The organism is Caulobacter zeae, from assembly GCF_002858925.1.
GTDB lineage: Bacteria > Pseudomonadota > Alphaproteobacteria > Caulobacterales > Caulobacteraceae > Caulobacter > Caulobacter zeae.
This window is the reverse complement of record NZ_PJRS01000022.1, coordinates 178,378-202,592: the sequence shown is the minus strand read 5'-3', so window position 1 is coordinate 202,592 and position 24,215 is coordinate 178,378. Positions and strand designations below refer to the sequence as shown.

At 69.7% G+C, this 24,215-nt stretch carries 19 protein-coding genes; 8 read left to right on the top strand and 11 right to left on the bottom strand.

What is annotated here, in order from left to right; genetic code table 11:
- Nucleotides 1-2: 2 nt before the first annotated feature.
- A complete protein-coding gene (locus SGCZBJ_RS12495; RefSeq protein WP_101718323.1) occupies nucleotides 3-389 on the bottom strand; it encodes a beta propeller repeat protein in 387 nt (128 codons plus the stop codon).
- Nucleotides 386-2,266 (bottom strand): WD40/YVTN/BNR-like repeat-containing protein, encoded by a 1,881-nt coding sequence (locus SGCZBJ_RS12490; RefSeq protein ID WP_101718322.1) that lies wholly within the window; start codon nucleotides 2,264-2,266, stop codon nucleotides 386-388. Before SGCZBJ_RS12490 ends, SGCZBJ_RS12495 begins: the two co-directional genes overlap by 4 nt.
- A gap of 224 nt (nucleotides 2,267-2,490) precedes the next feature.
- Here SGCZBJ_RS12490 and SGCZBJ_RS12485 point away from each other — a divergent pair, with 224 nt between their 5' ends.
- Both SGCZBJ_RS12485 and SGCZBJ_RS12480 read left to right on the top strand, forming a co-directional pair.
- Nucleotides 2,491-4,596, top strand: a complete 2,106-nt coding sequence (locus SGCZBJ_RS12485; protein WP_101718321.1) for a TonB-dependent siderophore receptor — start codon at nucleotides 2,491-2,493, stop codon at nucleotides 4,594-4,596.
- 85 nt (nucleotides 4,597-4,681) lie between these two features.
- On the top strand, nucleotides 4,682-6,004 hold the full coding sequence (locus SGCZBJ_RS12480; RefSeq protein WP_101718320.1) for a PepSY-associated TM helix domain-containing protein: 1,323 nt from the start codon (nucleotides 4,682-4,684) through the stop codon (nucleotides 6,002-6,004).
- A gap of 8 nt (nucleotides 6,005-6,012) precedes the next feature.
- Here SGCZBJ_RS12480 and SGCZBJ_RS12475 read toward each other — a convergent pair whose 3' ends face one another.
- Nucleotides 6,013-6,429: a DUF1801 domain-containing protein gene (locus SGCZBJ_RS12475; RefSeq protein WP_101718319.1), complete on the bottom strand. Its 417-nt coding sequence runs from the start codon at nucleotides 6,427-6,429 to the stop codon at nucleotides 6,013-6,015.
- Nucleotides 6,430-6,582: 153 nt separating this feature from the next.
- Here SGCZBJ_RS12475 and SGCZBJ_RS12470 point away from each other — a divergent pair, with 153 nt between their 5' ends.
- On the top strand, nucleotides 6,583-7,335 hold the full coding sequence (locus SGCZBJ_RS12470; RefSeq protein ID WP_101718318.1) for an AraC-like ligand-binding domain-containing protein: 753 nt from the start codon (nucleotides 6,583-6,585) through the stop codon (nucleotides 7,333-7,335).
- Here SGCZBJ_RS12470 and SGCZBJ_RS12465 read toward each other — a convergent pair.
- Complete coding sequence (locus SGCZBJ_RS12465) at nucleotides 7,332-7,838, bottom strand: CarD family transcriptional regulator (protein WP_058349270.1); 507 nt, start codon at nucleotides 7,836-7,838, stop codon at nucleotides 7,332-7,334. The two genes, SGCZBJ_RS12470 and SGCZBJ_RS12465, sit on opposite strands and share 4 nt — an antisense overlap.
- Nucleotides 7,839-8,154: 316 nt before the next feature.
- Nucleotides 8,155-8,496: a ferredoxin FdxA gene (gene fdxA / locus SGCZBJ_RS12460; RefSeq protein WP_058349269.1), complete on the bottom strand. Its 342-nt coding sequence runs from the start codon at nucleotides 8,494-8,496 to the stop codon at nucleotides 8,155-8,157.
- 271 nt (nucleotides 8,497-8,767) lie between these two features.
- On the opposite strand from fdxA, the gene SGCZBJ_RS12455 reads away from it, so the two are divergent.
- Complete coding sequence (locus SGCZBJ_RS12455) at nucleotides 8,768-10,846, top strand: putative bifunctional diguanylate cyclase/phosphodiesterase (protein ID WP_101718317.1); 2,079 nt, start codon at nucleotides 8,768-8,770, stop codon at nucleotides 10,844-10,846.
- On the opposite strand, the gene SGCZBJ_RS12450 is transcribed toward SGCZBJ_RS12455, so the two are convergent.
- From SGCZBJ_RS12450 to SGCZBJ_RS12435, 4 genes are all read right to left on the bottom strand, one after another.
- Nucleotides 10,843-12,648, bottom strand: coding sequence for an FAD-dependent oxidoreductase (locus tag SGCZBJ_RS12450; protein WP_101718316.1), 1,806 nt, complete (start codon nucleotides 12,646-12,648; stop codon nucleotides 10,843-10,845). The genes SGCZBJ_RS12455 and SGCZBJ_RS12450 overlap by 4 nt on opposite strands.
- A gap of 145 nt (nucleotides 12,649-12,793) precedes the next feature.
- Nucleotides 12,794-13,633, bottom strand: a complete 840-nt coding sequence (locus SGCZBJ_RS12445; protein ID WP_133149243.1) for a hypothetical protein — start codon at nucleotides 13,631-13,633, stop codon at nucleotides 12,794-12,796.
- Between the two features lie 117 nt (nucleotides 13,634-13,750).
- Nucleotides 13,751-14,050, bottom strand: coding sequence for an RNA-binding S4 domain-containing protein (locus SGCZBJ_RS12440; protein WP_101718314.1), 300 nt, complete (start codon nucleotides 14,048-14,050; stop codon nucleotides 13,751-13,753).
- Complete coding sequence (locus SGCZBJ_RS12435; protein WP_101718313.1) at nucleotides 14,047-16,611, bottom strand: helicase-related protein; 2,565 nt, start codon at nucleotides 16,609-16,611, stop codon at nucleotides 14,047-14,049. The genes SGCZBJ_RS12440 and SGCZBJ_RS12435 overlap by 4 nt, the downstream gene beginning before the upstream one ends.
- Before the next feature lie 159 nt (nucleotides 16,612-16,770).
- Here SGCZBJ_RS12435 and SGCZBJ_RS12430 point away from each other — a divergent pair, with 159 nt between their 5' ends.
- Genes SGCZBJ_RS12430 through SGCZBJ_RS12420 form a run of 3 tightly spaced genes read left to right on the top strand, consistent with a single transcriptional unit; the run spans nucleotide 16,771 to nucleotide 19,718 of the window.
- Nucleotides 16,771-19,026, top strand: a complete 2,256-nt coding sequence (locus SGCZBJ_RS12430; protein WP_165799309.1) for an ATP-binding protein — start codon at nucleotides 16,771-16,773, stop codon at nucleotides 19,024-19,026.
- Between the two features lie 59 nt (nucleotides 19,027-19,085).
- Nucleotides 19,086-19,325 (top strand): antitoxin, encoded by a 240-nt coding sequence (locus SGCZBJ_RS12425; RefSeq protein ID WP_101718485.1) that lies wholly within the window; start codon nucleotides 19,086-19,088, stop codon nucleotides 19,323-19,325.
- Between the two features lie 3 nt (nucleotides 19,326-19,328).
- A complete protein-coding gene (locus tag SGCZBJ_RS12420; RefSeq protein WP_101718311.1) occupies nucleotides 19,329-19,718 on the top strand; it encodes a type II toxin-antitoxin system VapC family toxin in 390 nt (129 codons plus the stop codon).
- Between the two features lie 6 nt (nucleotides 19,719-19,724).
- On the opposite strand, the gene SGCZBJ_RS12415 is transcribed toward SGCZBJ_RS12420, so the two are convergent.
- A complete protein-coding gene (locus tag SGCZBJ_RS12415) occupies nucleotides 19,725-21,380 on the bottom strand; it encodes an amidohydrolase (protein WP_101718310.1) in 1,656 nt (551 codons plus the stop codon).
- Between the two features lie 79 nt (nucleotides 21,381-21,459).
- Here SGCZBJ_RS12415 and SGCZBJ_RS12410 point away from each other — a divergent pair, with 79 nt between their 5' ends.
- Nucleotides 21,460-22,032, top strand: a complete 573-nt coding sequence (locus tag SGCZBJ_RS12410; protein ID WP_101718309.1) for a methylated-DNA--[protein]-cysteine S-methyltransferase — start codon at nucleotides 21,460-21,462, stop codon at nucleotides 22,030-22,032.
- Nucleotides 22,033-22,089: 57 nt separating this feature from the next.
- Here the strand turns inward: SGCZBJ_RS12410 and SGCZBJ_RS12405 are convergent, their stop codons facing one another.
- A complete protein-coding gene (locus tag SGCZBJ_RS12405) occupies nucleotides 22,090-24,108 on the bottom strand; it encodes an alpha/beta hydrolase family protein (RefSeq protein ID WP_101718308.1) in 2,019 nt (672 codons plus the stop codon).
- Nucleotides 24,109-24,215 lie beyond the last annotated feature (107 nt).

The following is a 24,215-nucleotide window of genomic DNA, read 5'->3' as shown; positions in this document are numbered from 1 at the left end:
GTCTAACTTGGCTCGCCGTAGACGATCCCGCGCCCGTCCGTGCCCACATAGACGCGTCCGTACACCCGCATGTCGGCGGCCAGGCAGCGGAAGCGGCGGCCGTACTCGTGGCGGCCGTCGTTGACGCGGACCCAGCTTTTCCCCTCGTCGTCCGAGCGCCAGATGGCCCTGACCCCGTCCTTGCGGCCGATGGCGAAGAGGGCCGGATGGGCCTTGCCAGGCGGCGGGGCGCCCAGGTCGAGCTGGTCCACCTGCACGCCGCCGTCGATCCGGGTGAAACGAGCGCCGCCGTCGGTGGAGCGGTAGAGGCCCTGCGTCGAGACGAACCACAGGTGGCCGGCCTGGCCGGGAACGGCCTTCAGCGGCCAGGGGATCTCGCGCCAGGTCACCTGGTCGGCGGCGAGGTCGGCCGGCAGGCCGCGGGTTGGGGCCTCGGCGAAGCTGGCGCCGGCGTCGGTGCTGACGAAACGCTTGCGGTCTGGGTGTCGATGGCGGTGAAGCGCTGGGGGGCGACGCGGTCGGGCACGGGGCGGACCCAGGGCGGCAGGCCCTGGCAGGCGGTCCAGGTCGCGCCCCGGTCGCGGGTGACCTGGGCCTGGGCGGTCATGACCATGAACGCCGAGCCGTCGGCGTTGACGACGATGGCGGCGTCGTCGTGCGGGTCGGGCCCGCGCCGGCCCTGGCCGGGCGGCGGCGGAGCATCCGCGATGCGCGGGGCGGTCATCGGCGCCCAGGTGCGGCCGTGGTCGCCGGACCAGGCCAGGGTCGGGCCGCCGTGGCGCTGGTGGGGCGTGCCGCTGCGGACGACCACCGACGGCTTGCCGCCGGCGTAGTCGATGAAGTTGGTGTTGCCGAACACCGGGGTGGTGAACTGGTCGGTCGGCGAGACGGACAGGTCGTCGTGCACGAAGCCGGAGATGTCGCCGAAACCGCTGAGCAGTTGCGGGCCCTCCGGCAGGCTGGTCAGGGTGATGATCGCCGTCTGCTCGATGCCCTCGACCCACGGGAACCAGGTGGTCGGGCGCCCCGCGGCGGCCTTGGTGAAGTCGCGGGTGGCGTAGATGGTCGCGCCGGTGGTGTAGCAGGCGAAGTCGGGGTCGAACGGGTCGATGGCCAGGCCCGCCATCCACCAGCCGAAGTCGGCCTGCGGCTCGCCCCAGTAGAGGAACGGCGTCGTCGTCACGTCGCGGCGGGCGTCGGGATAGAGGTCGGTCCAGGTCGCCCCGTGATCGGTGGAGCGCCACAGCGCATCATGCGGGGTCCAGCGGTTGAGACTGGTCACCGCCACCGCGCCGTCGCCGTCGACCGCCACGCCCATGAAGCCGCCGCCGCGCTGGGGCAGGGGCTTGGCCGGCGTGATTTCGGTCCAGGCGTTGGTGGCCGTGTCCAGCCGCCAGACCGCGCCGTCCGCCACATTCGACGGGCCGATGCCGCTGGAATAGGTGACGTAGAGCCGGCCCTCCTGGTCCAGCGCCGCCTTGCAGGCCAGATAGGCGTGCGGGGCGGGGAGCGGCTTCCAGCTGGTCCCGCCGTCGTCGCTGCGCCAAAGGTGATGTTCGGACGGGTCTGCGACGCCGACGAAGATCGTCCGGGAGCCTTTGCCCGGCTCGCCGCTGCGGGGATCGAAGACCACGAACGAAAGACCGCCGTGCGTGGGGGCGGGGCGGGTGTTGAGGCCCAGGCCCGGCAGGGGGAAGCTGGCCGACTTGGTCCAGTTCGCGCCCCGGTCGCGGCTGACCTGCAGGCCGTCGTGGCGCGAGGCGAAATACAGGGTCCTGGTGTCGTTGGGGTCGATGGCCAAGCGCTCGCCCAGGCCCCGGCCGTCTTCGTTGCCGCCCATGCGGAAGGGGACGGCAATGACGGTCCAGTCGGTCCCGCGGTTTTCCGAGCGCAGGATGGCGGCTGGGTCGGGACGGCCCATGCCGCAGGCCAGGTAGACGACGTTCGGGTCGACGGGATCGGGCGCGACGCTTTCGACGCCCTGCCAGCTGCCCTGGGCCTGGTCGTCGAGCAGCGGGATCCAGCGCTCCTGCGAGGCCTGCCAGCGATAGGCCCCGCCCATGTCGGAGCGCAGATAGGCCAGGCTCCGCTCGACGCGGCTGAACACGACGTTGGGCACGAAGCCGCCGCCGCCGACCCGGACGTTGCGCCAGCGGTAGGGCAGGGCGCGCGTGGCGGCCGTCGCCCCGAAAGGCAGCGCTGTCAGGCTGGTCGCGAGCAGAAGGCCGGTAAGGGTCGCGCGGCGTGTCGGAGCGTTGGAAATCATGTCGTCCCTGAGCTCAAGCGTACTGTTCCAGCAAGGTTTGGCATGCGGCCGACACGCTTCGCTAGCCCCAATTGGTAGCGCTAACCAAGCTCGACCTTAGCGTGCCGTGGCCGAAAAGACGCAACCCCAGCTCAATTCGCTACGCCGTTTCGGCGGCGTTTGACAGGCGGCGACGGCTGCGCCTATTCGCTTTTGCGAGTCATTATCGTTATCGCGAGAGCCCAATGCCCTGCACCTTCCGCGCCCTTCTCCTGGCCGCCGCGCTGAGCCCGGCGGTCCTGGCGGCCGCCGCCCATGCCGACGAGGCGCCGGCGGCCGAAGCGACGGCGGACAGCAACGTGGACGGGGTGGTGGTGACCGGGGCCCGCGCCCGCTCCACCGGCGCGACCGGCCTGGACCTCAGCCTGCGCGAGACGCCGCAGTCGATGACCATCGTCGGCCAGCAGCAGATCCGCGACTTCGGCCTGACCAGCGTCACCGACCTGCTGGACCGCGTGGTGGGGATCAATGTCGAGCGGGTCGAGACCGACCGCACCTATTTCAACGCCCGCGGCTTCGACGTGACCAACTTCCAGGTCGACGGCGTGGGTCTGCCGCTGAACTGGGGCATCCAGTATGGCGAGATCGACACCATCCTGTTCGACCGGGTCGACGTGGTGCGCGGCGTCAACGGCCTGACCACCGGCGTCGGTAATCCGTCGGCCACCGTCAACTACATCCGCAAGCGCCCGATCGCCGGCTTCCAGGCCTCGGCGGCGGCTCAATACGGTTCGTGGAACGACAAGCGCCTGGAGGCCGACGTCTCCGGCTCGCTGAACGCCTCGGGCACGCTGTCGGGCCGGCTGATCTACGCCAACCAGGACCGCGACTCCTATCTCGACCACTACAAGGTTAACCGGAACGTCTATTATGGCGTGCTGTCGTGGGACGTGACGCCGAAGCTGAACGTCACCGGCGGCTATTCGCAGCAGGACAACCTTGCCACCGGCGTGCTGTGGGGCGCCCTGCCGCTGAGCTTCTCGGACGGCTCGCGCATCCCCTGGAAGCGCTCGGCCAGCACCTCGGCCGACTGGTCCTACTGGGACGTCAACGACAAGACCGCCTTCGTCGAGGCGAGCTACCTGTTTGACAACGCCTGGGTCGCCAAGGCCACCTACACCCACAAGGACGTCGAGCAGAACGCCAAGCTGCTTTACGCTTCGGGCTATCCGGACAAGACCACGGGCCTGGGCATCGGCGGCTTCGTCGGCCACTACCCGTCGGAGTCCAAGCAGGACCTTGCGGACCTGACCTTCAACGGTCCGGTCTCGCTGTTCGGCCGCAGCCATCAGCTGGTGTTCGGCGCCAGCTACGCCGAGCAGACGCGCGAGGACTTCGCCTCGTCGGGCGCGACCTATCCGGCCTACCCGTCGGTCTATGACTGGGGCAGCGTCGCCGAGCCGACGGTCTACACCGACCTCTACTCGGCCGCCCAGATCAAGGACCGCCTGACCCGCGTGTTCGGCGCCGCGCACCTGAACTTCACCGATCGCCTGAAGGGCGTGGTCGGCTTCAACGCCGTCGAGCAGAAGACGTCGGGCACGTCCTACGGCGTCGACCAGGGCCGCACGGTGTCCAAGACCAGCCCCTATGCCGGCCTCGTCTTCGACCTGACGCCGCACGTGTCGCTGTACGGCAGCTACACCGACATCTTCAATCCGCAGGCCGAGGTCGACGCGAGCAACCGCAAGCTCGATCCGGTGCAGGGCGAAAGCTTCGAGGCGGGCCTGAAGAGCGAGTGGTTCGGCGGCAAGCTCTACGCCAGCGCCGCGGTGTTCAAGGTGGAACAGCAGAACCTGGCGACCGCCGCCGGCACGTTCGGCGCGGGCGATCCCGGCCCCGCGGGCTTCACCTACTACACGGGCGTCGACACCACCTCGAAGGGCTACGAGCTGGAGGTCAGCGGCATGGTCACCGACCGCTGGCAGCTCAGCGCCGGCTGGACCCAGCTGTCGCTCGAGGACAAGGACGGCGAGGACGCCCGCACCTTCCTGCCGCGCAAGAGCCTGAAGGTCTCGACCACCTACAGCTTCCCCAAATGGCGCAACGCCAAGGTCGGCGCCTCGCTGCGCTGGCAGGACGAGATCTCGGGCCTGGACACCTTCGTGGTCACCCAGAAGGCCTATGCCGTGGTCGACCTGATGGGCAGCGCCGACCTGACCGACAACATCAAGGTCACGCTCAACGTCCGCAACCTGTTCGACGAGTCCTACCTGAACAGCGTCATGTGGGGGCAGGCCTACTACGCCGCGCCGCGTAACGCCTCGGTGCGTCTTGACTATCGCTTCTAAGAATCATTCCTAGAAACACCCTTGAGGAGCCGGTGCGCCCGTCGCGCCGGCTTCGTTCGGTTCCGATCGACTGGAGGCGGCCGACATGGACGCGCGCAATCTCGATACGCCCTACGCGCCGCCCGTCTCGCCGCCGGTGCGCCGGGCCGCGGGCGCGGCGCAGGCCGTACGCGCGGCCGTGCGGCCGACCCTGACCTTCATCCACCGCTGGGTGGGTCTGATCATGGCCGGGTTCCTGTTCATCTCGGGCGTCACCGGCGCGGTGATCTCGTGGGACCACGAGCTGGACGACGTGCTCAACCCGCACCTGATGCACGCCAAGACCGATGGTCCGGCCCTGCCCACCCTGGACATCGTCAAGCAGGTCGAGGCGCGCGATCCGCGGGTGATCGTCTCGTATTTCCCGCTGGTCGCCGAGCCGGGCGAGACCCTAGCCATCGGCGTCGACGCCCGCCAGGACCCCAAGACCGGCAAGCACTACGAGCTGGGCTACAACCAGGTGTTCGTCGATCCGGCGACGGGCGTCGAGCAGGGCCGGCGCGAGTGGGGCGCGGTCTGGCCGATCAAGACCGAGACATTCGTCTCGTTCCTCTACGTGCTGCACTACACCCTGCACATTCCCGAGTTCTGGGGCATCGACCGCTGGGGGATCTGGCTGCTGGGCGTGATCGCGGTCCTGTGGACGCTGGACTGCTTCGTCGGCTTCTACCTGACCCTGCCGCCGGGCTCGGCCAGCGGCCGCAAGCCGGCCAAGAGCTTCTGGAGCCGCTGGAAGCCGGCCTGGCAGATCAAGACCAAGGCCAGCGCCTATCGGATCAATTTCGACATCCACCGGGCGTTCGGCCTGTGGCTGTGGGGCGTGCTGTTCGTGGTGGCCTTCACGGCCTTCTCGCTGAACCTCTACAGCGAGGTGTTCTATCCGGTGATGTCGAAGATCTCGAAGGTCTCGCCGACGCCGTTCGACACCCGGGTTCCGACCAGCCACGACAACCCGATCCTGCCCAGGCAGACCTACGAGACGATCATCGCCAAGGCCCAGGCCGACGCCAAGGCGCGGGGCTTCACCGCACCGGTGGGGGGCGCCTTCTACTCGGCCCACTACGGCATCTACGGCGTGGCCTTCCACAAGGTGGGCGACGATCACGGGGCCGGCGGCGTGGGCCCGCCCTACCTCTATTACGACGGCGCCGACGGCCGTTACCTGGGCGAGCGCCTGCCGTGGAAGGGCACGGCGGCCGACATTTTCGTCCAGGCCCAGTTCCCGCTGCACTCGGGCCGGATCCTGGGGATCCCGGGCCGCATCCTGATCTCGCTGACGGGCCTGGTCGTCGCCGCGCTCAGCGTCACCGGCGTGGTCATCTGGCTGAAGAAGCGCCGGGCCCGCGTGCTGCGGAGGAAGCCGGCTTAAGGGGGGGCTCAGCAGCTCGTATGGCCGCTGCGCGTCCAGGCGGCCGAGGCCTGCGCGAGCTGGCGCAGGACGGCCAGGTCGATGTCGGCCAGTCGCTTGACGTAGACGCAGGACACGGCCGAGCGGTGCTTGCCCAGTTTCGCCAGCAGCGCCTCGCGCTCGGGGAAGTCGGAGGCGAAATAGAGCACCAGCTCGGTCTTGCGCGGCGAGAAGCCGAGCAGCGGCCAGTCCATCGGCTTGGGGCCGCCGGTCGAATAGGATCCGAAGCCGACGATCGAGGGGCCCCACATCACCGCGGGCGCGCCGGCGATCTCGGCCAGCAGGTCGCGGACGATCGCCGCGTCCGCCTGGCGGACGCTCGGCGAGGCGGCCAGGAACTCGTCGACGCTGGCGTCCGTGGGGCGGGTCTTGGGCTCTGCGGCCATGGCGGGCTCCGGATGATGGGGCCAGAGTGGGCGGGATGGCGCTCGGCGCCAAGGTCCCGGCCGGCGCAGATTGAGACGCCTGGTCGAAAGTCCCCGCGGCCGGATCGCGCTAGAAGGTTCGAACCCACAGCTTGGCCACGGGGGGGGCGGAGCATGCCGCACGACGTCCAGCCTGATCGTCTGCCGCACCTGGCCGCCAATATCGGCGCCGACTATGCCGACAGTTTCGCCGCCTGCCGTGAGCTGCTGGCGCTGATGTTCGAGCTGGACGCGCCGTCGCCAGATGGGCGCGTTGGTTACGCCATGGGCTTCGCCCTCTACGACTACGGCCCGATCAAGCTGGGCATGTCGCACGGACCGGCGTCGATCATGGTCCGAAGCCCCCAGCTCATCGCGCGGTCGAGCGTCGACCAGTTCCACGTCCAATACTATCGCAGCCACGGCTTCATCCTGACCCTGGACGGCGCCGAGCAGGCGGTCCGGCCGGGCGACATCTGCATGCTGGACCTGTCCCGCCCAGCCGCCCTGCGTACGGACGGGATCGACAACCTGTCGGCCATCGTCGCGCGCGATCTGCTCTCGCCGCTGCTGGCGGACGTCGGCGACGTCCACGGGCTGGTGCTGCGCCGCGACAGCGAGGCCGGCGTCCCCGTGCGCGAGCACCTGGACGAGATGTGGCTGCGAGGTCCCGAGCTGACGGTGGAGCAGGGGCTGGCGTGGAGCCGCTCCACGGCCGCCCTGCTGGCCGGCGTCGTGCGGGCCAACACCCAGAGCCGGGCCGCGACTCGCGCCGAACTGCGTAGGAGCCAGTTCCGCGCCATCCGCCGGCGCATAGACTCCAACGAAAAACGCCCCCGGCGGAACCGGGGGCGTCTTCGAAAACGTCGTAGGCTCAGGAAGCCTTAGGCGGCCGTCTTGACCAGCGACTTGGTCAGGATGCCGATGGCGGCTTCGCGGTCGATGCGCTCGATGGCGGCGACTTCGCGAGCCATGCGGTCCAGGGCCGATTCATAGAGCTGGCGCTCCGAATAGGACTGTTCCGGCTGGTTCTCGGCGCGGTGCAGGTCGCGGACCACCTCGGCGATCGACACCAGGTCGCCCGAGTTGATCTTGGCTTCGTATTCCTGGGCGCGACGCGACCACATGGTGCGCTTCACGCGGGCGCGGCCCTTCAGGGTGGTCAGGGCCTGGCTGACGACGTCGCCTTCGGCCAGCGGGCGCAGGCCGGCGACCTTGGCTTTCTTGGTTGGGACGCGAAGGGTCATCTTCTCATGGTCGAAGGTGATGACGTAAACCTCGAGCGACATCCCGGCCACTTCCTGGGTCTCGATGCCCTGGATCGTCCCCACGCCGTGGGCGGGATAGACGACGTGATCGCCGACCGAGAATTCCAGACCGCTCTTGCTCATTCGTTCGTCCTCATAAAATTGGGCTTGCGCCCAAAACGCCGTTTCCAAACATTCCAAAAGGCGATAGCAACCCGTCCGTCGGAGAGGCGGGGCCAAGTCGGATCAGGATTTGGAGTGTCTCTTAAGTCACCCTTCGCCTTCGATCGGGCGAGCCGTTGGAACGGCTGTCGTCTTCCACGAGACATGCAGGTGCGAGGCCGCACCCGTCACGTCGAGGGCGACAATATCATAAAAATCAGCCTCATGAAAGGCTTGCGACCCCAAGCTGGGGTATGGCGGCCCTAAACCGACCGCCAAACGCCGTATTTTGCGGGGATCAGGAGCCCTTGCCGGGCTTTTCGCTGAAGTACTTCTCGAACTTGCCGGTCTCGCGCTCGAAGTCGGCGCGGTCTGCCGGCGGCTCGCCCTTCACGGTGATGTTCGGCCAGACCTTGGCGTATTCGGAGTTGATCCGCAGCCACTTGCCGTCGGCGTCGTCCTCGGTGTCCGGCTTGATGGCGTCGACCGGGCATTCCGGCTCGCAGACGCCGCAGTCGATGCATTCGTCCGGATTGATCACGAGGGTGTTCTCGCCCTCGTAGAAGCAATCCACCGGGCACACCTCGACGCAGTCCATGAACTTGCAGCGGATGCAGGCGTCGGTGACGATGTAGGTCATCGGAACTCGGGCGGCTTTCTTGGGACGGACGTAACGCGGCCGCGTTTTCGGAGCGACGGCGCCGAATGTCAATGCGGCGCGGCGCGCAAGGCCCGCAGGATTTCTCATGGCGCCCGCAGGACGACAGGCAAAATCGTCGCTGATCGGCGCAGCGTCGGCTTTCCGACGATGCACAACGGCGTTCGTCGAAAGATACCTTTTCTTATGGAAGAGCGTTTCAGTGTGCGGTTGAGGACGCGTCCAAGAACAACGTCGGGAAGCCGACAACAGAATGCTCTCCATGGCCCTGAAGCCCGCGCCGTCCATGGCGGCCGATGACATCCACGCGCAGCTGCGGCTTCGAATGGCCTCGTTCGAGGCCTTCGTCGCGCACGCCCCGTTCGCCGCGGCCCTGATCGACCGCAGCGGCCGGCTGGTCGCCGTCAGCCCCGAGTGGCGCGACGAGGACCTGACCCCCAGCCTGCAACCCGGCGAGCCGTTCGCCCGCTGCCTGATGAATCTGGAGGACGTCGAGAGCCTGGAGCGCTGCCTGGCCACGGGCGAGCCGTTCTCGCGCTATCGCGCCCAGGCCGGCCACGACGGCCAGCGCATCTGGCGCAGCGAGTTCGCCGCCTGCCGCAGCGACGAGGGCGTGATCTTCGCCGTCATGGTCACCGCGCGCGACGTCACCGGCTACGCCCAGACCGCGCTGCGGGCCGAGCGCAACGAGCAGCGCCTGAAGCTGGCGCTGGAGCTCGACGACCTGATGGTGCGCGAGGTCGATCTGAAGACCGGCGAGGTCTATGTCTCGGGCACCTGCCTCGAGCTCGAGAAGTGGTGCCTGTTCGACCGCGATCCGCTGGAGATCGTTCACGAGGACGACCGCGAGCGCATGGCCCAGATCATGCGCGCCCGCCGCGACGGCGAGGCCGCCGTGTTCGAGTTCCGCCTCAATCGCGACGACGGGGTCGAGACCTGGGTGCGCTCGGTCGGCAAGCGCTTCCTGGGCGCCGACGGCAAGCCCGAGCGGCTGGTCAACCTGTTCAAGGACATCACCGACCGCCGCCGGCAGACCGAAGCGGTCGAGAACCTGGCCTTCCGCGATCCGCTGACGGGCCTGCCCAACCGCGCCTATTTCCAGCGCAAGTTCCAGGAGGCGGTCGACGCCTCGGAGATGGTCGGCGAGGTCTTCGGCCTGATCATGATCGACGTCGATCACTTCAAGGACATCAACGACACCCTCGGCCACGACGCCGGAGACGCCTTGCTGCGGCGCCTCGCCGACGTGCTGCGCCACGCCTTCCGCTCGGGCGACACGGTGGCCCGCCTGGGCGGCGACGAGTTCGCGGTGATCCTGCGCGGCCTGCACGGCGAGGGCGACATGCTGCGGCCGATCAAGTCGCTGCAGGACCTGCTGCGCCAGCCGATCCAGCACGGCGGCCGCAGCTTCTCGGTCAGCGCCAGCATCGGGGCGGCCCTGCACGGCGACCCTGACGCCGACCCGCACCACATCTTCAAGAACGCCGACATCGCCCTCTATCGGGCCAAGGACGAGGGGCGAAACCGCTCGATCCTGTTCGAGCCGTCGATGCGCTCGGCCCTGGAGCAGCGGCTGGAGCTGCTGCGCGACGTGCGCGCGGCGATCGAGGCCGACGAGTTCATCCTCTACTACCAGCCGGTGATCGACCTGGAGAGCGGCTCGGTGGCCGGCTTCGAGGCGCTGATGCGCTGGGCCCACCCCGAGCAGGGCGTGCTGACGCCCGACCGGTTCATGGCCGCCTTCGAGGACCAGGATCTTTCGCTGAAGCTGGGCGACGTGGCCTTCGAGACGGCGCTTAAGCAGATGCGGGCCTGGCTGGACGCCGGGGTCGAGTTCGGGCGGGTGGCGGTCAACATCTCGGCCGCGCAGTTCCGCTCCGGCCGTCTGGCCGAGGAGGTGCAGGAGCGCCTGGCGCGCTGGGGCGTGCCGTGCGACCGCCTGACCATCGAGGTCACCGAGACGGTCTATATGGGCTGGGCCTCGGACGTGGTCAGCGACACGGTGCGCAAGCTGCACGCGGCGGGGGTGATGATCGCGCTGGACGACTTCGGCACCGGCTACGCCAGCCTGGCCAACCTGCGGCAGTTCCCGATCGACCGCCTGAAGATCGACAAGGGCTTCGTCCAGAACGCCGAGGACGCCGCCATCGTCAAGGCGGTGATCACCCTGGGCGACTCCATGGGCATGAAGGTGGTCGCCGAGGGCGTCGAGGACCGCGAGCAGCTGGAAGCCCTGGCCGCCTATGGCTGCGACCAGGTGCAGGGCTACCACTTCAGCCGCCCGATGCCGCCGGAAAAGGTGCCGGGCTTCGTCGACGGGTTCGTCGGCTAGCCCAGGCGGCGCTTTATCCTGCGCATCAACTGCTCGCCGCGCAGCTCGGCCATGCCGATGGCGTTGCGTTCGTCGAGCACCACCCCGTCGGCGACCAGGATCTCGCGCAGCGTGCGGTAGTCGACGTCCTGCACGTCGGCCTGGCGGGTCGGAGCGCACAGCATGGCCGCCGCCGCGCCGGCCGCCTGGCCCAGCGTCATCGACGTCATCTCCATGCGGATGGCCGAGAAGGCCTGGTGCGAGGCCGCCACGGCGAAGGGCGCCAGGAGGTTGGTGGCCTGGTCGCGGTGCGGCAGCATGATGTCTAGCGGCAGGATCGAGCGCTGGTCGCGGCCGCCGGAGTTCTGCTCGAAATTGCCCTCGTTCCAGATCGTCCAGCCGTGCTGGCCCTTCACGGCGATGCGCTGCACCAGGTGGCTGTCCTGCCGGTAGGAGGCCAGGGCCACGGCGCGCGACAGGCGCGGGGCGCCGTCCTTGTCGAGGTCGGCCGCCGACCACATGGCGCCGTTGTCGAGGCGGCGGGCCTCGCGGACATATAGCTGATAGGGCCAGCCGGCCGAGTCGTTGGCGTGCGGGCGCGAATAGTGGTCCTTGGCCAGGCCCCACTGGCGGACTTCCTGCTGAAGCGAGGCGGGCAGGCGCTCGTCCTTCTCCCAGGCCAGGGCGTAGAAGAAGCCGCGGATGAAGTTCTCGTGCCTTTTCCAGATCACCTCGCGCTCGGCGTAGCCGGCGGTGGGGTAGGCCCAGCTGAGCAGAACGGGGTCGGTCGAGAAGCCGCCGCGGGCGTTGACGTCGAAATAGCCGTCGCCCAGGTCGTTGGCGTAGATCAGGTCGTCGGTGAAAGACCAGTCTGCGCCGTGCTTGAGACCGGCCTGGCCGATGGCGGCCACGTAGCGGAACAGCACCTCGTAGTCGGCGCGTTCGTAGCCGGGCGGCGGCGTCGACGGCAGGTCGATGCGCAGCCCGGGCTTGTTGCTCATGGTCAGGCGGAAATTATAGGCCTGCACGGCCTTGTCGGGCGCGCCGATCGGCTTCTGGTCGCCCGGCGCCACGCCGCGCAGCAGGCCGCTGGCCGGATCGCCCTGGCGCAGGAACGGGTCGACGACGATCGGCCGGCCGCGGATCTGGAACTGGTGCGTGCTGGTCTCGCCCTCGCGGGTCGCGCCGCGATAGCCGCCCAGGTTGTTCAGGGAGGAGGCGGCCTCGCGACCGACCTGGAAGCCGACGCCCGCGGCGGCCAGCAGGTCGCCCTCGTAGGAGGCGTCGATGAACACCCGGCCCTTGACGCGCAGGCCGTCGGCGGTCTCGAAGCCGGTGATGCGGCGGTCTGCCTTGGCCACGGCGACGACGCCGCGCGAATAGACGACCGAGATCTGCTTGAGGGCCAGCATGTACTCGAAATAGGCCTCGGCCGCGCTGGGCTTGAAGCTGAAGCGGTTGCCCGCCTCGCCGCCGCCGCGCGACACCGCCTTGATCGTGCGCAGGGCCGCGCCGCCGAAGGCCTTGGCGTCCAGGAAGTCGGTCCAGCCCAGGCCGCCGCTCATCATCCCGCCGACATGGGCCTCGCGCCAGCCGCCGACGATCACCACCGAGGCGCGGGACTCCGCGACCTCCAGGGCCGCCATGACGCCGGCCGGGGTCGCGCCGTAGACGACGACGTCGGCCGAGATCGCCTGGCCTTCGTGCTCGTAGAGACGGCGCGGGCCGTCCGCTGCGGTGGCGATCTTGCCTTGATAGCAGCCGGCGAGAGAGGTCGAGGCGAGCGACAGCGCTCCCCCGAGCAACAGGCGACGATCGATCATGCAGCCCCCAGGGCGGCCGGATGCGACCGCGCGAAAGAGCAGCGTTACTAACCGTCGTTATGGTGAAGCTCCACGCCGCACAACCGGCGCCGTAAACGGCGCGTTGCAGTGTGTCGCAGGGTTGTAATCCGGCTGGCCGCCGGCCCTACTTCTTGCTCATGTCGAGCTTGCCGATCTTGCCCTTGTCGACGAGCCAGGCGTCCTTGCCGCCGTTGGCGCCGACGGCCAGCGGCAGCTTGTAGAGGGTGCTGAGGAACACGTGGGTCTCGACCGGGGTGGGCGAGACGATGTGGCTGGCGAAGGCCACGGCCGGCCTGCCGTCGGCGGCCTTGGGTTTCTCGATCAAGAGGCACGAGGCCGACAGGGCGTCGACGCGCCTGACCGTCTTGCCGTCGGCGGCGACGAAGATCCGGTAATGGCCGCCGACCGGAATGGCGCCGGCGGCCGGGGCTGGGGCCAGCAGCCAGACGATCCAGCCGTCGCCGTCGGGGTTCTTGACCATGGCGGCGTTGTAGCCGGCGCGGCAGGCGGCGGGCTGGGCGGCCGCCGCGGCCTGGCGGGCCGAGAAGGCCAGACGCTCGTCGTCGGTCAGCTTGCGGTCGGCCGGCTCGGTGACCGGGCCTGCGCCCTTGCCGTCGACGACGACGTCGTAGCCGACCTCCAACCCGTTTCCCTTGTCGCGCAGGAAGCGGACCTTGGCGGTCTTGCCGTCGTCCTGCACCAGCCAGCCCTTGAGGCCGGCGCCCTGCAGGTCCTTGACCTTGGCGGTCAGGGCGTCGCTGGCCAGCCAGGCGGCGATGTCCTGGCGGTAGATGGCGTTCCCGAAGGCCTCGATCTGCGGCAGGTCGTAGGCCTGGATGGGCGCGACAGGCTTGGCCGGAGCCTTGCTGGTGGCGGCGGCGGTCCCGGCGGAGGGCTGGGCGTGCGCGACGCCGGAAAGCAGAATGGCCAGGCTGACGGCCAGGGCCGGACGGAACAACGCCACGCAGATACTCCCCCAGGATGCAACTCGCCCCAGGGTAGCGATTGGCGCGGAGACGTCCATGGGGAAAGCGGCCTGCTCGTGAGCTCTCTCCCTATGGGAGAGGGAGCAAGGTCCACGCTACCCCTCCAGCGCCTCGTACAGCCCGCGCGCCTCCGTGGCAGGGCCCCGGCGTTCCCCGCAGTCGAGGATGCGCACGTTCACCAGCCGGCCGCCGATGGCGAAGACCAGCACGTCGCCGGCCTTGAGCGAACGCGAGGGCTTGTCGATGCGGCTGTCGGGGGCGCCGGCGCGGGTCAGGCGGATGCGGCCCTCGTCGACGAAGCGGGCGGCCATCGAGCGGGTCTTGAAGAAGCGGGCGCGCCACAGCCAGACGTCGGCGCGGCAATGGTCGTCGTTGTGGTGAGCCTCGTCGCTCATGAGGCGGCCTTTTCGGCCCCGGCGGCGGCCGGCTTGCGGCGGCGGGGCTTCCTGCGGCGCGCGGGCGGGGGCGGCGGCTCGGTCAGCTTGGCCAGGGCGGCGAACGGCGAGTCCGGGCGCGCCTTGACGGGCTTGGACTCCAGCCGCTGGGCGCCGCGGCGTTTCCAGATGATCGGCGCGTCGGGCTTGGCGCGCACGGCCGGGGTGTAGTCGAGCGAGCGCAGGATCGAGGAGGCCTCGGCCGCCGTCCAGCCCAGGGCCTCCAGCGCCGCCGGGGTCAGCACCACGCCGCCGGGGCGCTGCTCGGCGCGCAGCAGGGCGTCGAGCTTTTCCAGGGTCTCGACCTGGACCAGGTGCCTGCCGGCGACGCGCAGGCCGCTGGCGGCCAGGGCGCGGGGCGAGGGCGGCGGCGAGGGCAGGGGGCAAAGCCCGACCAGCGGACCGCGCCAGCCACCGGGATCCAGCGCCCGGGCGCAGGCGATGGCCTCGGACTTCAGCACGCCGGGGGAATAGAGCGAGAAGGCGCCGATGCGCACGCCGAGACTCTTGAGCGCCCGGCGCTCGGCCTGGCTCAGCGCCTTCAGTTCGGGATCGAGGGGGCGCTTGTCGAGCACGCCGCCGGCTTCGAGCAGGCGGTGGGCGACGCCGCGCGGCAGGCCGCGCAGCTCGCCGCCGGCCAGGGCGGCCTGAAGCTTGCGCAGCGAAGACAGATGGCGGTCGACCTCGGAGGCCAGGAAGGCGTCGAGCCGGCGCTCGGCCCGCTCGCGGGCGGGGACAGGGCCAAGCTCGCCCAGCAGCCGGGCGCGAGGCGACAAGAGGTCGCCGCCCGAGCGCACGGCGCCTGCCGCCTCGCCGCGCCACAGGATCGCGCCGTCCGGCGTCAGGGCGAAGGCCTCGTCGGGCTCGGCGGCCATCTGGCCCAGGCGGCGGGCGATCTCGGGTCCGACGGCGCGCTGGGCGGCGTTGCGCAGGGCGCGCTCCTCCAGCGGGGTCGAGGCCTTTTCGGGGATGAAGGTGACGCCGGTCAGCCGGCCGACGATCTGGCCCTCGACGCTGACCTCGCCGTCCTGGGCGACGCCGGCCAGCAGCACCTCGCGCTCGCCCAACTGCTTCATCAGCACGCTGGTGCGGCGGTCGATGAACCGGGCCATCAGCTTTTCGTGCAGGGTGTCGCTGATCTTGTCTTCCAGCTCGCGGGTGCGGCCCTGCCAGTGGACGGGATTGGCCAGCCAGTCGGGACGGTTGGCGATGTAGGACAGGGTGCGCACGCCCGAGAGGCGCGCGGCCAGGCTGTCGATCTCACCGTCGGTGCGGTCCAGCGCCTTGAACTGGCCGTTGATCCAGTCTTCCGGCAGGCGCTTGCGGCCCGTGGTCAGGTCGTCGAACAGGGTGCGGACCATCCGCTGGTGATCGTCGTCGGTGGTCTTGCGGAAGTCGGGCGTCTGGCAGACGTCCCACAGCTTCAGCAGGGCCGAGCGGTCGGTCTTGCAGCGGGCGACGACGTCTTCGTGGGCCGCCAGCTTGCGCAGGGTCCGCTCGTCCAGCGCCTCCTGCGACAGGGTCAGGCCCGTGCGGTTCGGCGGCTCCGACAGCGAGCGCAGCAGGCCCTGCAACGAGCCGAAATCGAGCCGGGCGTTGCGCCACTCGGCCGCCAGGATCGGCTGGAAGCTGTGCTCCTCGACGGCCTGGACCAGGTCTTCGTCCATCTCCTCGCAGTCGCCGGTCACCCCGAACGTGCCGTCGCGGGTGTAGCGGCCGGCGCGGCCGGCGATCTGGCCCACCTCCTGCGGGTGCAGCCAGCGGGTGCGGCGGCCGTCGAACTTGCGCAGGCCGGCGAAGGCCACATGGTCGACGTCCATGTTCAGGCCCATGCCGATGGCGTCGGTGGCGACCAGGAAGTCGACCTCGCCGCTCTGGTAGAGGGCGACCTGGGCGTTGCGCGTGCGGGGGCTCAAGCTGCCCATGACCACGGCCGCGCCGCCCCGCTGGCGGCGGATCAGCTCGGCGATGGCGTAGACCGCGTCGGTGGAGAAGGCGACGATCGCCGTGCGCCGGGGCAGGCGGGTCAGCTTCTTGGAGCCGGCGTAGGACAGGTTGGAGAACCGCTCGCGGCCGACGATCTCGGCGTCGGGCAGCAGGCGGCGGACTAGCGGGGCCATGGTGGCGGCGCCCAGCAGCATGGTCTCGAACCGGCCGCGGGCGTGCAGCAGGCGGTGGGTGAAGATGTGGCCGCGCTCGGGATCGGCGCAAAGCTGGATCTCGTCGATGGCCACGAAATCGACCTCGCGGCCCAGCGGCATGGCCTCGACCGTGCAGACGAAATAGGCCGCGCGCGGCGGGACGATCTTCTCCTCGCCGGTGATCAGGGCGACGGCCGCCTTGCCGCGCAGCTTGACGATGCGGTCGTAGATCTCGCGCGCCAAGAGGCGCAGCGGCAGGCCGATCATGCCCGAGCCGTGGCCGAGCATCCGCTCGACGGCCAGGTGGGTCTTGCCGGTGTTGGTGGGCCCCAGGACCGCGGTGAGCCGCGACGGGGCGAGGCCGGTGGAACGGTCGCTCATGACCCTCCGAAAGTGGGGCGGGAATCGAGGCGAGGCAAGCGGTGGCTTGACTTTGGATGCGACGATCCGCCGCCCGGGTCGTAAACCATGCTGGACGGCGTGACCGGCTATGAGGACAGCAGAGTTCCTCCCGCTCGCGCTTATCCCGGCCAAGGACCCATGTTCGCCACGCTTCGGTGTTTGGATCAGCACGACCCGACGCTGGTGATCTGGGCGCTGCTCGTCTGCCTGGCGTCGATGGCCGTGGGCGTGCACGCCTATCACCGCGGCGCGACGGCGGCGGGGCCGGCCCGCATTGCATGGATCCTGCTGACCGGCCTGGTGCTGGGCAGCGGCGTCTGGGCCACCCACTTCATCGCCATGCTGGGCTTCCAGCCGGGGCTGCGGCTCAGCTTCGACGAGCCGATGACGGCCCTGTCGTTCGTGGTGGCCCTGACCGGTCTGGCGGGCGGGGCGGGCCTGGCCATGACCGCGACCGGGCGGGCGCGACGGCTGGCCGGCGGAGCGCTTTGCGGTGGCAGCATCGCGGCCATGCACTTCGTCGGCGTCTCGGCCATGCGCCTGCCGGCCCTGATGATCTGGCGGGCCGACCTGGTGGTCGCCGCGATCCTGATCGCCGCCGGGCTTTCCGCCCTGGCCTTCGTCGACCTGCGGCGCGAGAGCGGCCTGCGCGGGCGGGCGGCGTCGATCCTGCTGCTGGCGACCGCCGTCTGCGGCCTGCATTTCGTGGGCATGGGCGCGGTCACCCTGCTGCCGGTCGCCGACCTCGAGGCCGCTGGCCGGTTCACGCGCGGCGAGCTGGCGCGGTCGGTGATCGCCATGGTCTCGATGATCGTCCTGGCCGGCTGCGGCATGCTGCTGACCCACCGCCTGGCCCATCGCTCGGCCTTCGCCACCCTGCGCTCGGCGCTGAACCGGGCGCCGATCGGCCTGGGCTATTTCGACCGCAACAACCTCTTGCAGGTGTGGAACGCCACCCTGGCCGACTTCGCCCGACCCTATGGCCTGACCCTGGCCCAGGGCATGAGCCTTGGCGAGATCGCCGAGCGCACGGCGATGGACGCCAAGGCCCGGCAGGCGGCCAAGGCGGTGCTCGACGCCGTCGACGACCAGGTGGGCGAGTGGGTGTCGCCCGACACCTTCAGCTCGCCCGACGGCCGCTTCCAGTCGCTGAAGCTGACGCCGGCCGAGGACGGCGGCTTCCTGCTGATCATCACCGACATCACCGAGCACGTGACGGTGACCGAGCGCGAGATCGAGGCCCGGCGACTGGCCGAAGGGGCCAGCCGCGCCAAGAGCGAGTTCCTGGCCAATATGAGCCACGAGATCCGCACGCCGCTGAACGGCATCCTGGGCATGACCCAGGTGATGTCGCGCGAGGCCCTGGACGACGACCAGCGCGAACGGCTGGAGATCATCGGCGCCTCCGGCGCGGCCCTGCTGGAGATCCTCAACGACGTCCTCGACCTGTCCAAGATCGAGGCGGGCCGGATGGAGCTGAACGAGGCCGCGTTCGACCTGGAGGAGACCGTGAGGCTGGCCCTGGCGCCGTACGCGCCGCTGGCCGCCGAGAAGGACCTCGCGCTGACCCTGGCGGTCGACGAAGGGGCGATGGGCGCGTGGCTGGGCGACGCGCCCCGGCTTCGACAGATCCTCGGCAACCTGGTGGTCAATGCGGTGAAGTTCACCGACCAGGGCGGCGTGGCCGTGTCGGTCGAGCGGCGCGAGGCGGGCCTGCGCTTCATCGTGGCCGATACCGGCGAGGGGGTGTCGGAGGCCGACCGCGAGCGGATCTTCAGGGCCTTTACCCAGGCCGACGCCTCGGCGACCCGCCGCCATGGCGGCACCGGGCTTGGCCTGACCATCTCGCGCAGCCTGGCCGAGCGGATGGGCGGCGAATTGTGGCTGGAGAGCCGCGAGGGCGAGGGGGCGACCTTCGGCGTCGACCTGCCGCTGGTTCCGCGGGTCCAGGAGGCGGCGACGGAGCTCGTCTCGGCAGTCGCCCTGCCGACCCCGCAGGGCGCGCTGCGCATCCTGGCGGCCGAGGACAACCCGGTGAACCAGACGGTCCTCCAGGCCCTGCTGGCGCCGTTCGAGGTCGAGCTGACCCTGGTCGCCGATGGTCGCCAGGCGATCGCCGCCTACGAGGCCGATCCGGCGATCGACCTAATCCTGATGGACATCCAGATGCCCGAGCTGAACGGCCTGGCTGCCACCCAGGGCGTCCGCGCGTTCGAGGCCGCGCACGGCCTGGCGGCCGTGCCGATCATCGCGGTGACCGCCAACGCCATGCCCCACCAGGTCGAGACCTATTTCGCCGCCGGCATGACCGGCTTCATCGCCAAGCCGCTGAACCTCCCCGACCTTCTGGCGGCGATCGAAGGGGCGACGAGCCCGAAGGCGGACGCGGCTTAGGGACGCCTGGAAACGGGCCTCCTTCGGGCGTATATACAAGTGCATACTTGGGGGCGCGGATGACGAGGTCCAGCACTCGAACCTTTCGTAGCGGCAACAGCCAGGCCGTGCGCCTGCCCAAGGAGGTGGCGTTCGCGGAGGAGACCGAGCTCACCCTGGTGCGCTCTGGCGACGTGCTGACGATCTATCCAACGCGCGGCACGGTCCAGGATCTGGTCGCACGGCTGGCCGAGCTACCCAAGCCGAGCGCGGTGGAAGTCCGCGACGACGAGGACCTGCCCGAGCGCCCGGGGCTCTGAGGCGTGGCGACCTTCATTCTCGACACCAACGTGGCGATCCACCTGCGCGATGGCGATCCCGTGGTTTCAACCAAGATCGCGGCTTTGGACGGCGCGGTGCTGCTGTCTATCGTCTCGCGTGTCGAGCTCGAAGGCGGCGTCTATCGCGAGCTTGCCGACACGGCCGCGCGGCGGGCTCGGCTGGACGCCATGCTCGACATCCTGCCGGTGCTGGATTTCGACGCCGAGGCGGCCGACGCCTATCGGGCGATCGTGCAGGCGACCGGCTACTCCCGTCGCAATATCCTCGACCGGATGATCGCGGCCCAGGCGCTGACCCATCGCGCGACCCTCGTCACCTGCAACCCAGCCGACTTCCAGGATGTCCCGGGCCTGGCGCTGCTGGCCTGGTAGCTTCCCCTACCGCTCGAACGCCACCTTGCCGTCGACCACCGTCAGGATCGGCTGGGCCTTCAGGATCTCGGCTTCCGGAACGGTCATCAGGTCGCGGTCGAAGGCGGTGAGGTCGGCGGCCTTGCCGGGCTCCAGCGTGCCGCGCTGCTGGTCGGCGAAGGCGGCCCAGGCCGGGGCCCAGGTCAGCATGCGCAGGGCCTGCTGGCGGGTTACGGCCTCTTCGGGATGCCAGTCGGCGTTGGAGAAGCCGGTCAGGCTCTTGCGGGCGACGGCGGCGTAGAACTCGATGCGCGGATCGCCGACCTCGACGGGGGCGTCGGAGCCGGCGGCCACGATCGCGCCGCTCTTCAGCAAGTCGGCCCAGGCATAGGCGCCCTTCAGGCGGTCCTTGCCCAGGCGCGCGGGCGCGAAATAGAGGTCGCCGATGGCGTGGCTGGGCTGCATTGAGGCCACCACGCCCAGCTTGGAAAAGCGCGGCAGGTCGGCGGCGTCGACGACCTGGGCGTGCTCGATGCGCCAACGGCGGCCAGTGTCGGGTCCCTCGTCCTTCTGGCCGAGCGTCTCGCCGAACCAGTCCAGCACCATGCGGTTGCCGCGGTCGCCGATGGCGTGCATGGCGACCTGGGCGTTCACGGCCTTGGCCTTCTTCATCAGGGCCAGGCCCTGGTCGTGCTCGGTGAGGACGAGGCCCAGCCCCTCGGCGTCGCTGTAGGGCGCCAGCAGGGCCGCGCCGCGCGAGCCCAAGGCGCCGTCCATGTAGAGCTTGATCCCGCGCAGGCGGATCAGGCCGGTCGGATCGGCGCTGGGGCCGGTCTTCAGCACCTCGGCCGCGCCGGACGGGTCCATGTAGTTGTCGACGCGCAGGGAAAAGCGGCCCTCGGCGGCCAGTTGGCGTAGCTGGTCCAGGTCGGCGGCCTCGACGCTCATATTGCCAAGGCCCGTCCAGCCGCGGCCGGCGTAGAGCTTGCCGGCCGTTTCCAGCGCCTGGCGCTTTAGGGCGGGGGAGGGCGGCGGGATGACCCCCTCGACCAGGCTCTGGGCGTGGTCGACCAGCATGCCGGTGGGCTCGCCCGTCTCGTCCTTGAGGATCTGGCCGCCGGCCGGGGCCTTGGTGTCGCGGGTCAGGCCGGCCTTGGCCAGGGCGGCGCTGGAGGCGACCACGGCGTGGCCGTCGGCGCGGCCCAGAACGACGATGCGGCCCGGCGCGGCGCGGTCGAGGTCGGCGCGGGTGGGAAAGCGCTTCTCGGGCCAGTGGGTCTCGATCCAGCCGCGACCGTAGATCGGCGCGTCGCCCGGATGGGCCTGGGCGTAGGCGGCGACGGCGGCGACCAGGGCCTCGACGGAGTCGGTCTTGTCGAGATTGAGGGTCAGCTCGCGCAGGCCGATGCCGGTCAGGTGGGCGTGGGCGTCGACGAAGCCGGGATAGGCCGCGCCGCCCTTCAGGTCGATGTCGCGGACGTCCTTGGCGGCCTTGGCGCGAGCGGCGGCCAGCGGTCCGACGAAGGCGATGGCCTTGTCGCGGATCAACACCGCCTCGGCGGGCGGGGCGCCGGCGACGCCGGTGTGGATCGGCCCGCCGTGGACCAGGATGTCGCCGGCCAAGGCCGGACTGGCCGCGAGGGCCAGCGTGAGGACGGGGGCGAGCAGGGCGGTGCGGCGCAAGGGCTATCTCCGAACTTCGGCGTGGAAAGGTAGAGGGCGGCCCTCGCGTCCCGCAACAGCGGTGTTAATCTATCGGACGATGGGACAGGGCTTCATGCTTTTCGAGACGGCGATCGGCCGCTGCGGCCTGGCGTGGGGCGCGGGCGGGCTGCTCGGCGTGCAACTGCCCGAAACCGCGCCGGGCGCGGCCTGGGCGCGGCTGCGCAAGCGCTATCCCGACGCCGTCGAGACCGCGCCGCCGCCCGAGGTGGACGAGGCGGCCGACCGCATCATCGACCTGCTGGCCGGAGGGCGCGACGACCTTTCCGACGTGGCGCTGGACCTCACCGTGGTGCAGCCGTTCAACCGCCGGGTCTACGAGATCGCCCGCGCCATCCGCCCCGGCGAGACCTCGACCTACGGCCAGGTAGCCAAGGCCATGGGCGAGCCGGGCGCGATGCGGGCGGTGGGCAAGGCGCTGGGCGAGAACCCCTGGCCGATCGTGGTGCCCTGCCACCGGGTGCTGGGCACCGACGGCAAGATGGGCGGCTTCAGCGCCGACGGGGGCGCGGCCACCAAGGCCCGGCTGCTGACCATCGAACGGGCCCGGGTCACGGACGTTCCGACCCTGTTCGACATGGATTTCTCGGTCGCCCCGCCAAAGGGACGCTGAACGCGACGAAAAAGGGCGGCTCGTTCGAGCCGCCCCTCCCGTTTTCGCCATCGCGGCTCAGAGGCCGCCAGGCTTGCACTCGTTCTGGAAGAACTTGTCGATCTCGACCAGTTGGGTCTCCATCATCTCGGGGGTCATGGTCGCATAGCCGTGACCCATGTCCTTGATCTCAAGCCACTTGTAGGGTTTGCCGGCGTTCTTCAGGCCGTTGATGAACCGCAGCGAGTCCTTGATGTCCACGTTGTCGTCCCGGTCGCCGTGGTAGAGGAAGACCGGGATCTTGGCGTCGCCGGCGTTCTGGACGGCGTCCAGGCCGTCCACGGACGGCGCCTGGCGTTCGCGCAGGAAGCGGCTGTTGCTGGTGGCCTTCTTCATTTCGGCCAGGCTGCCGCCGGCGCCCGAGACCGAGCACTGGTAGAGACCGTTGGGCCGGATCGCCGCGGCCAGGGCCGCGTAGCCGCCGTAGGAATAGCCGAACATGGCGATGCGGCCTGGATCGGCCAGCTTCTGGTCGATCAGCCACTTCGCGCCGTCGTCCTTGTCGTCCTGCATCTTGCCGCCCCACTCCTTGTCGCCGGCGCGCCAGAGCTTTTCGCCCCAGCCTTGCGAGCCCCGGAACTGGGGTTGCAGCACGACATAGCCGCGCGAGGCGAAGTACTGGACCCAACCGGAAACGTCCCAGCCGAGGTGGTCGCGGGCCCAGGGGCCGCCATGGGGGAGGATGATGGTCGGATGCGGACCGGCGCCGAAACTCGCCGGCGGGGTGGTCAGCAGGCCGGGAACGGGCAGGCCGTCACGGGCCATGTACTGCACCAGCCTGGTCTGGCCCAGGCCGGCTGTCTTGATCCACGGGCGTGAGCTGCCCAGCAGGGTCAGCTTGCCGGACTTGTCGAGCAGGTAGTACTCGGGCGGCAGCTTTGGCCCCGACTTCTCGATGATCACGACACTGCGGTCCTCGGACGCGTCCACGACCGAGATGTCGAAGTCGGTGGAGACGTTGAACCGGGTCTTCACCTCGGTGTCGGGGTCGGTCCAGGCCAGCGGCTCCATCTTGACGCCCAAGGCCGTGCGGGCGGACTTGAAGCGCGCGCCGATGCCTTCGTCGACCCAGTAGATGCTGCCGCGGGCGTCGTCGTAGTTCACGCCCAGCAGTTCGCCGTTGTTATCGAGGATCACGCCATTGGCGTCGAACAGCTTGTGTTCGAACAGCGGTTCGAGGACCTGCTTGGCGGTGATGTCGTAGACGTACACGCCGCGCTTGCCGTTGGTCTTGACTATCGACACGTAGGCGATGTTCGGATCGCTGCTGAAGCCTTCGAGCGTCGTGAAGTTCCGGTCGCGGGCGTAGGACCGGAAGTGGTCTTCCCATGCGCCGGTGGTCGGGTTCTTGATCTGCTGGACGGCATAGGCCTTGCCGTCCTCGAAGCCGGTGTCGATCCGGCCGCGGATGTCGCCCTTGCCATCGGTCAGGAAGCCTTCGTATCGGCCCGCCATGCGGTCGATCCGTTCGACCGAGTTGGTGTAGATGTTGACCTTGTTGACGTCGCCCTCGCTGCCGGTGCGCTGGTCGATCATCAGGACGTTCTTGGGATCGCGCGGCAGGGCGCTGACGAACACGGGATTGCCGCCGCGGGCGCGCTTGATGGCCTCCTCGTCGGTCTTGGCCTCAGCGGTGTCTGTCAGCGGAGTCGTCCAGGACTTGCCTTCCAGGTCGGTGAAGTAGGTTTTCCGGACGTGGCCCTTCCAGCTGCGGACGGTCAGCGGCTGCATCACCGCCACGCGCAGGCGGTCGTTCTTCACGAAGCTGACGCCCTTGAAGACCATGCTGGTCGAACCGATGATCGTCGGCGGTTTGTCGAGGGCGTCGGTCTTCCAGACGGTGATGTTGATCTTCGCCCCGTCGCCCGAGGTGAGTGCGGCGATGTGCTTGCCGTCGGGCGAGAGGACGACATTCGATATCAGCGCGTAACGGGTAAGATCTTTCGCGCTCGGGGCGTCGGCGGGCGCCGGCGCGGGCGCGGCGAGCGCCGCCGCCGGGCCGACCAACACGGCCGAAGTCGCCAGCAGGACGGCCAAGGTAGAGCTTATCAAACGCTTGGAAAGCAACAGGATTCCCCCGAATCTGCATGAGCGCGCACAAGATGTGCGCGCAGCGTGGGGTTGATGATTGCAGCGTCCCCGCC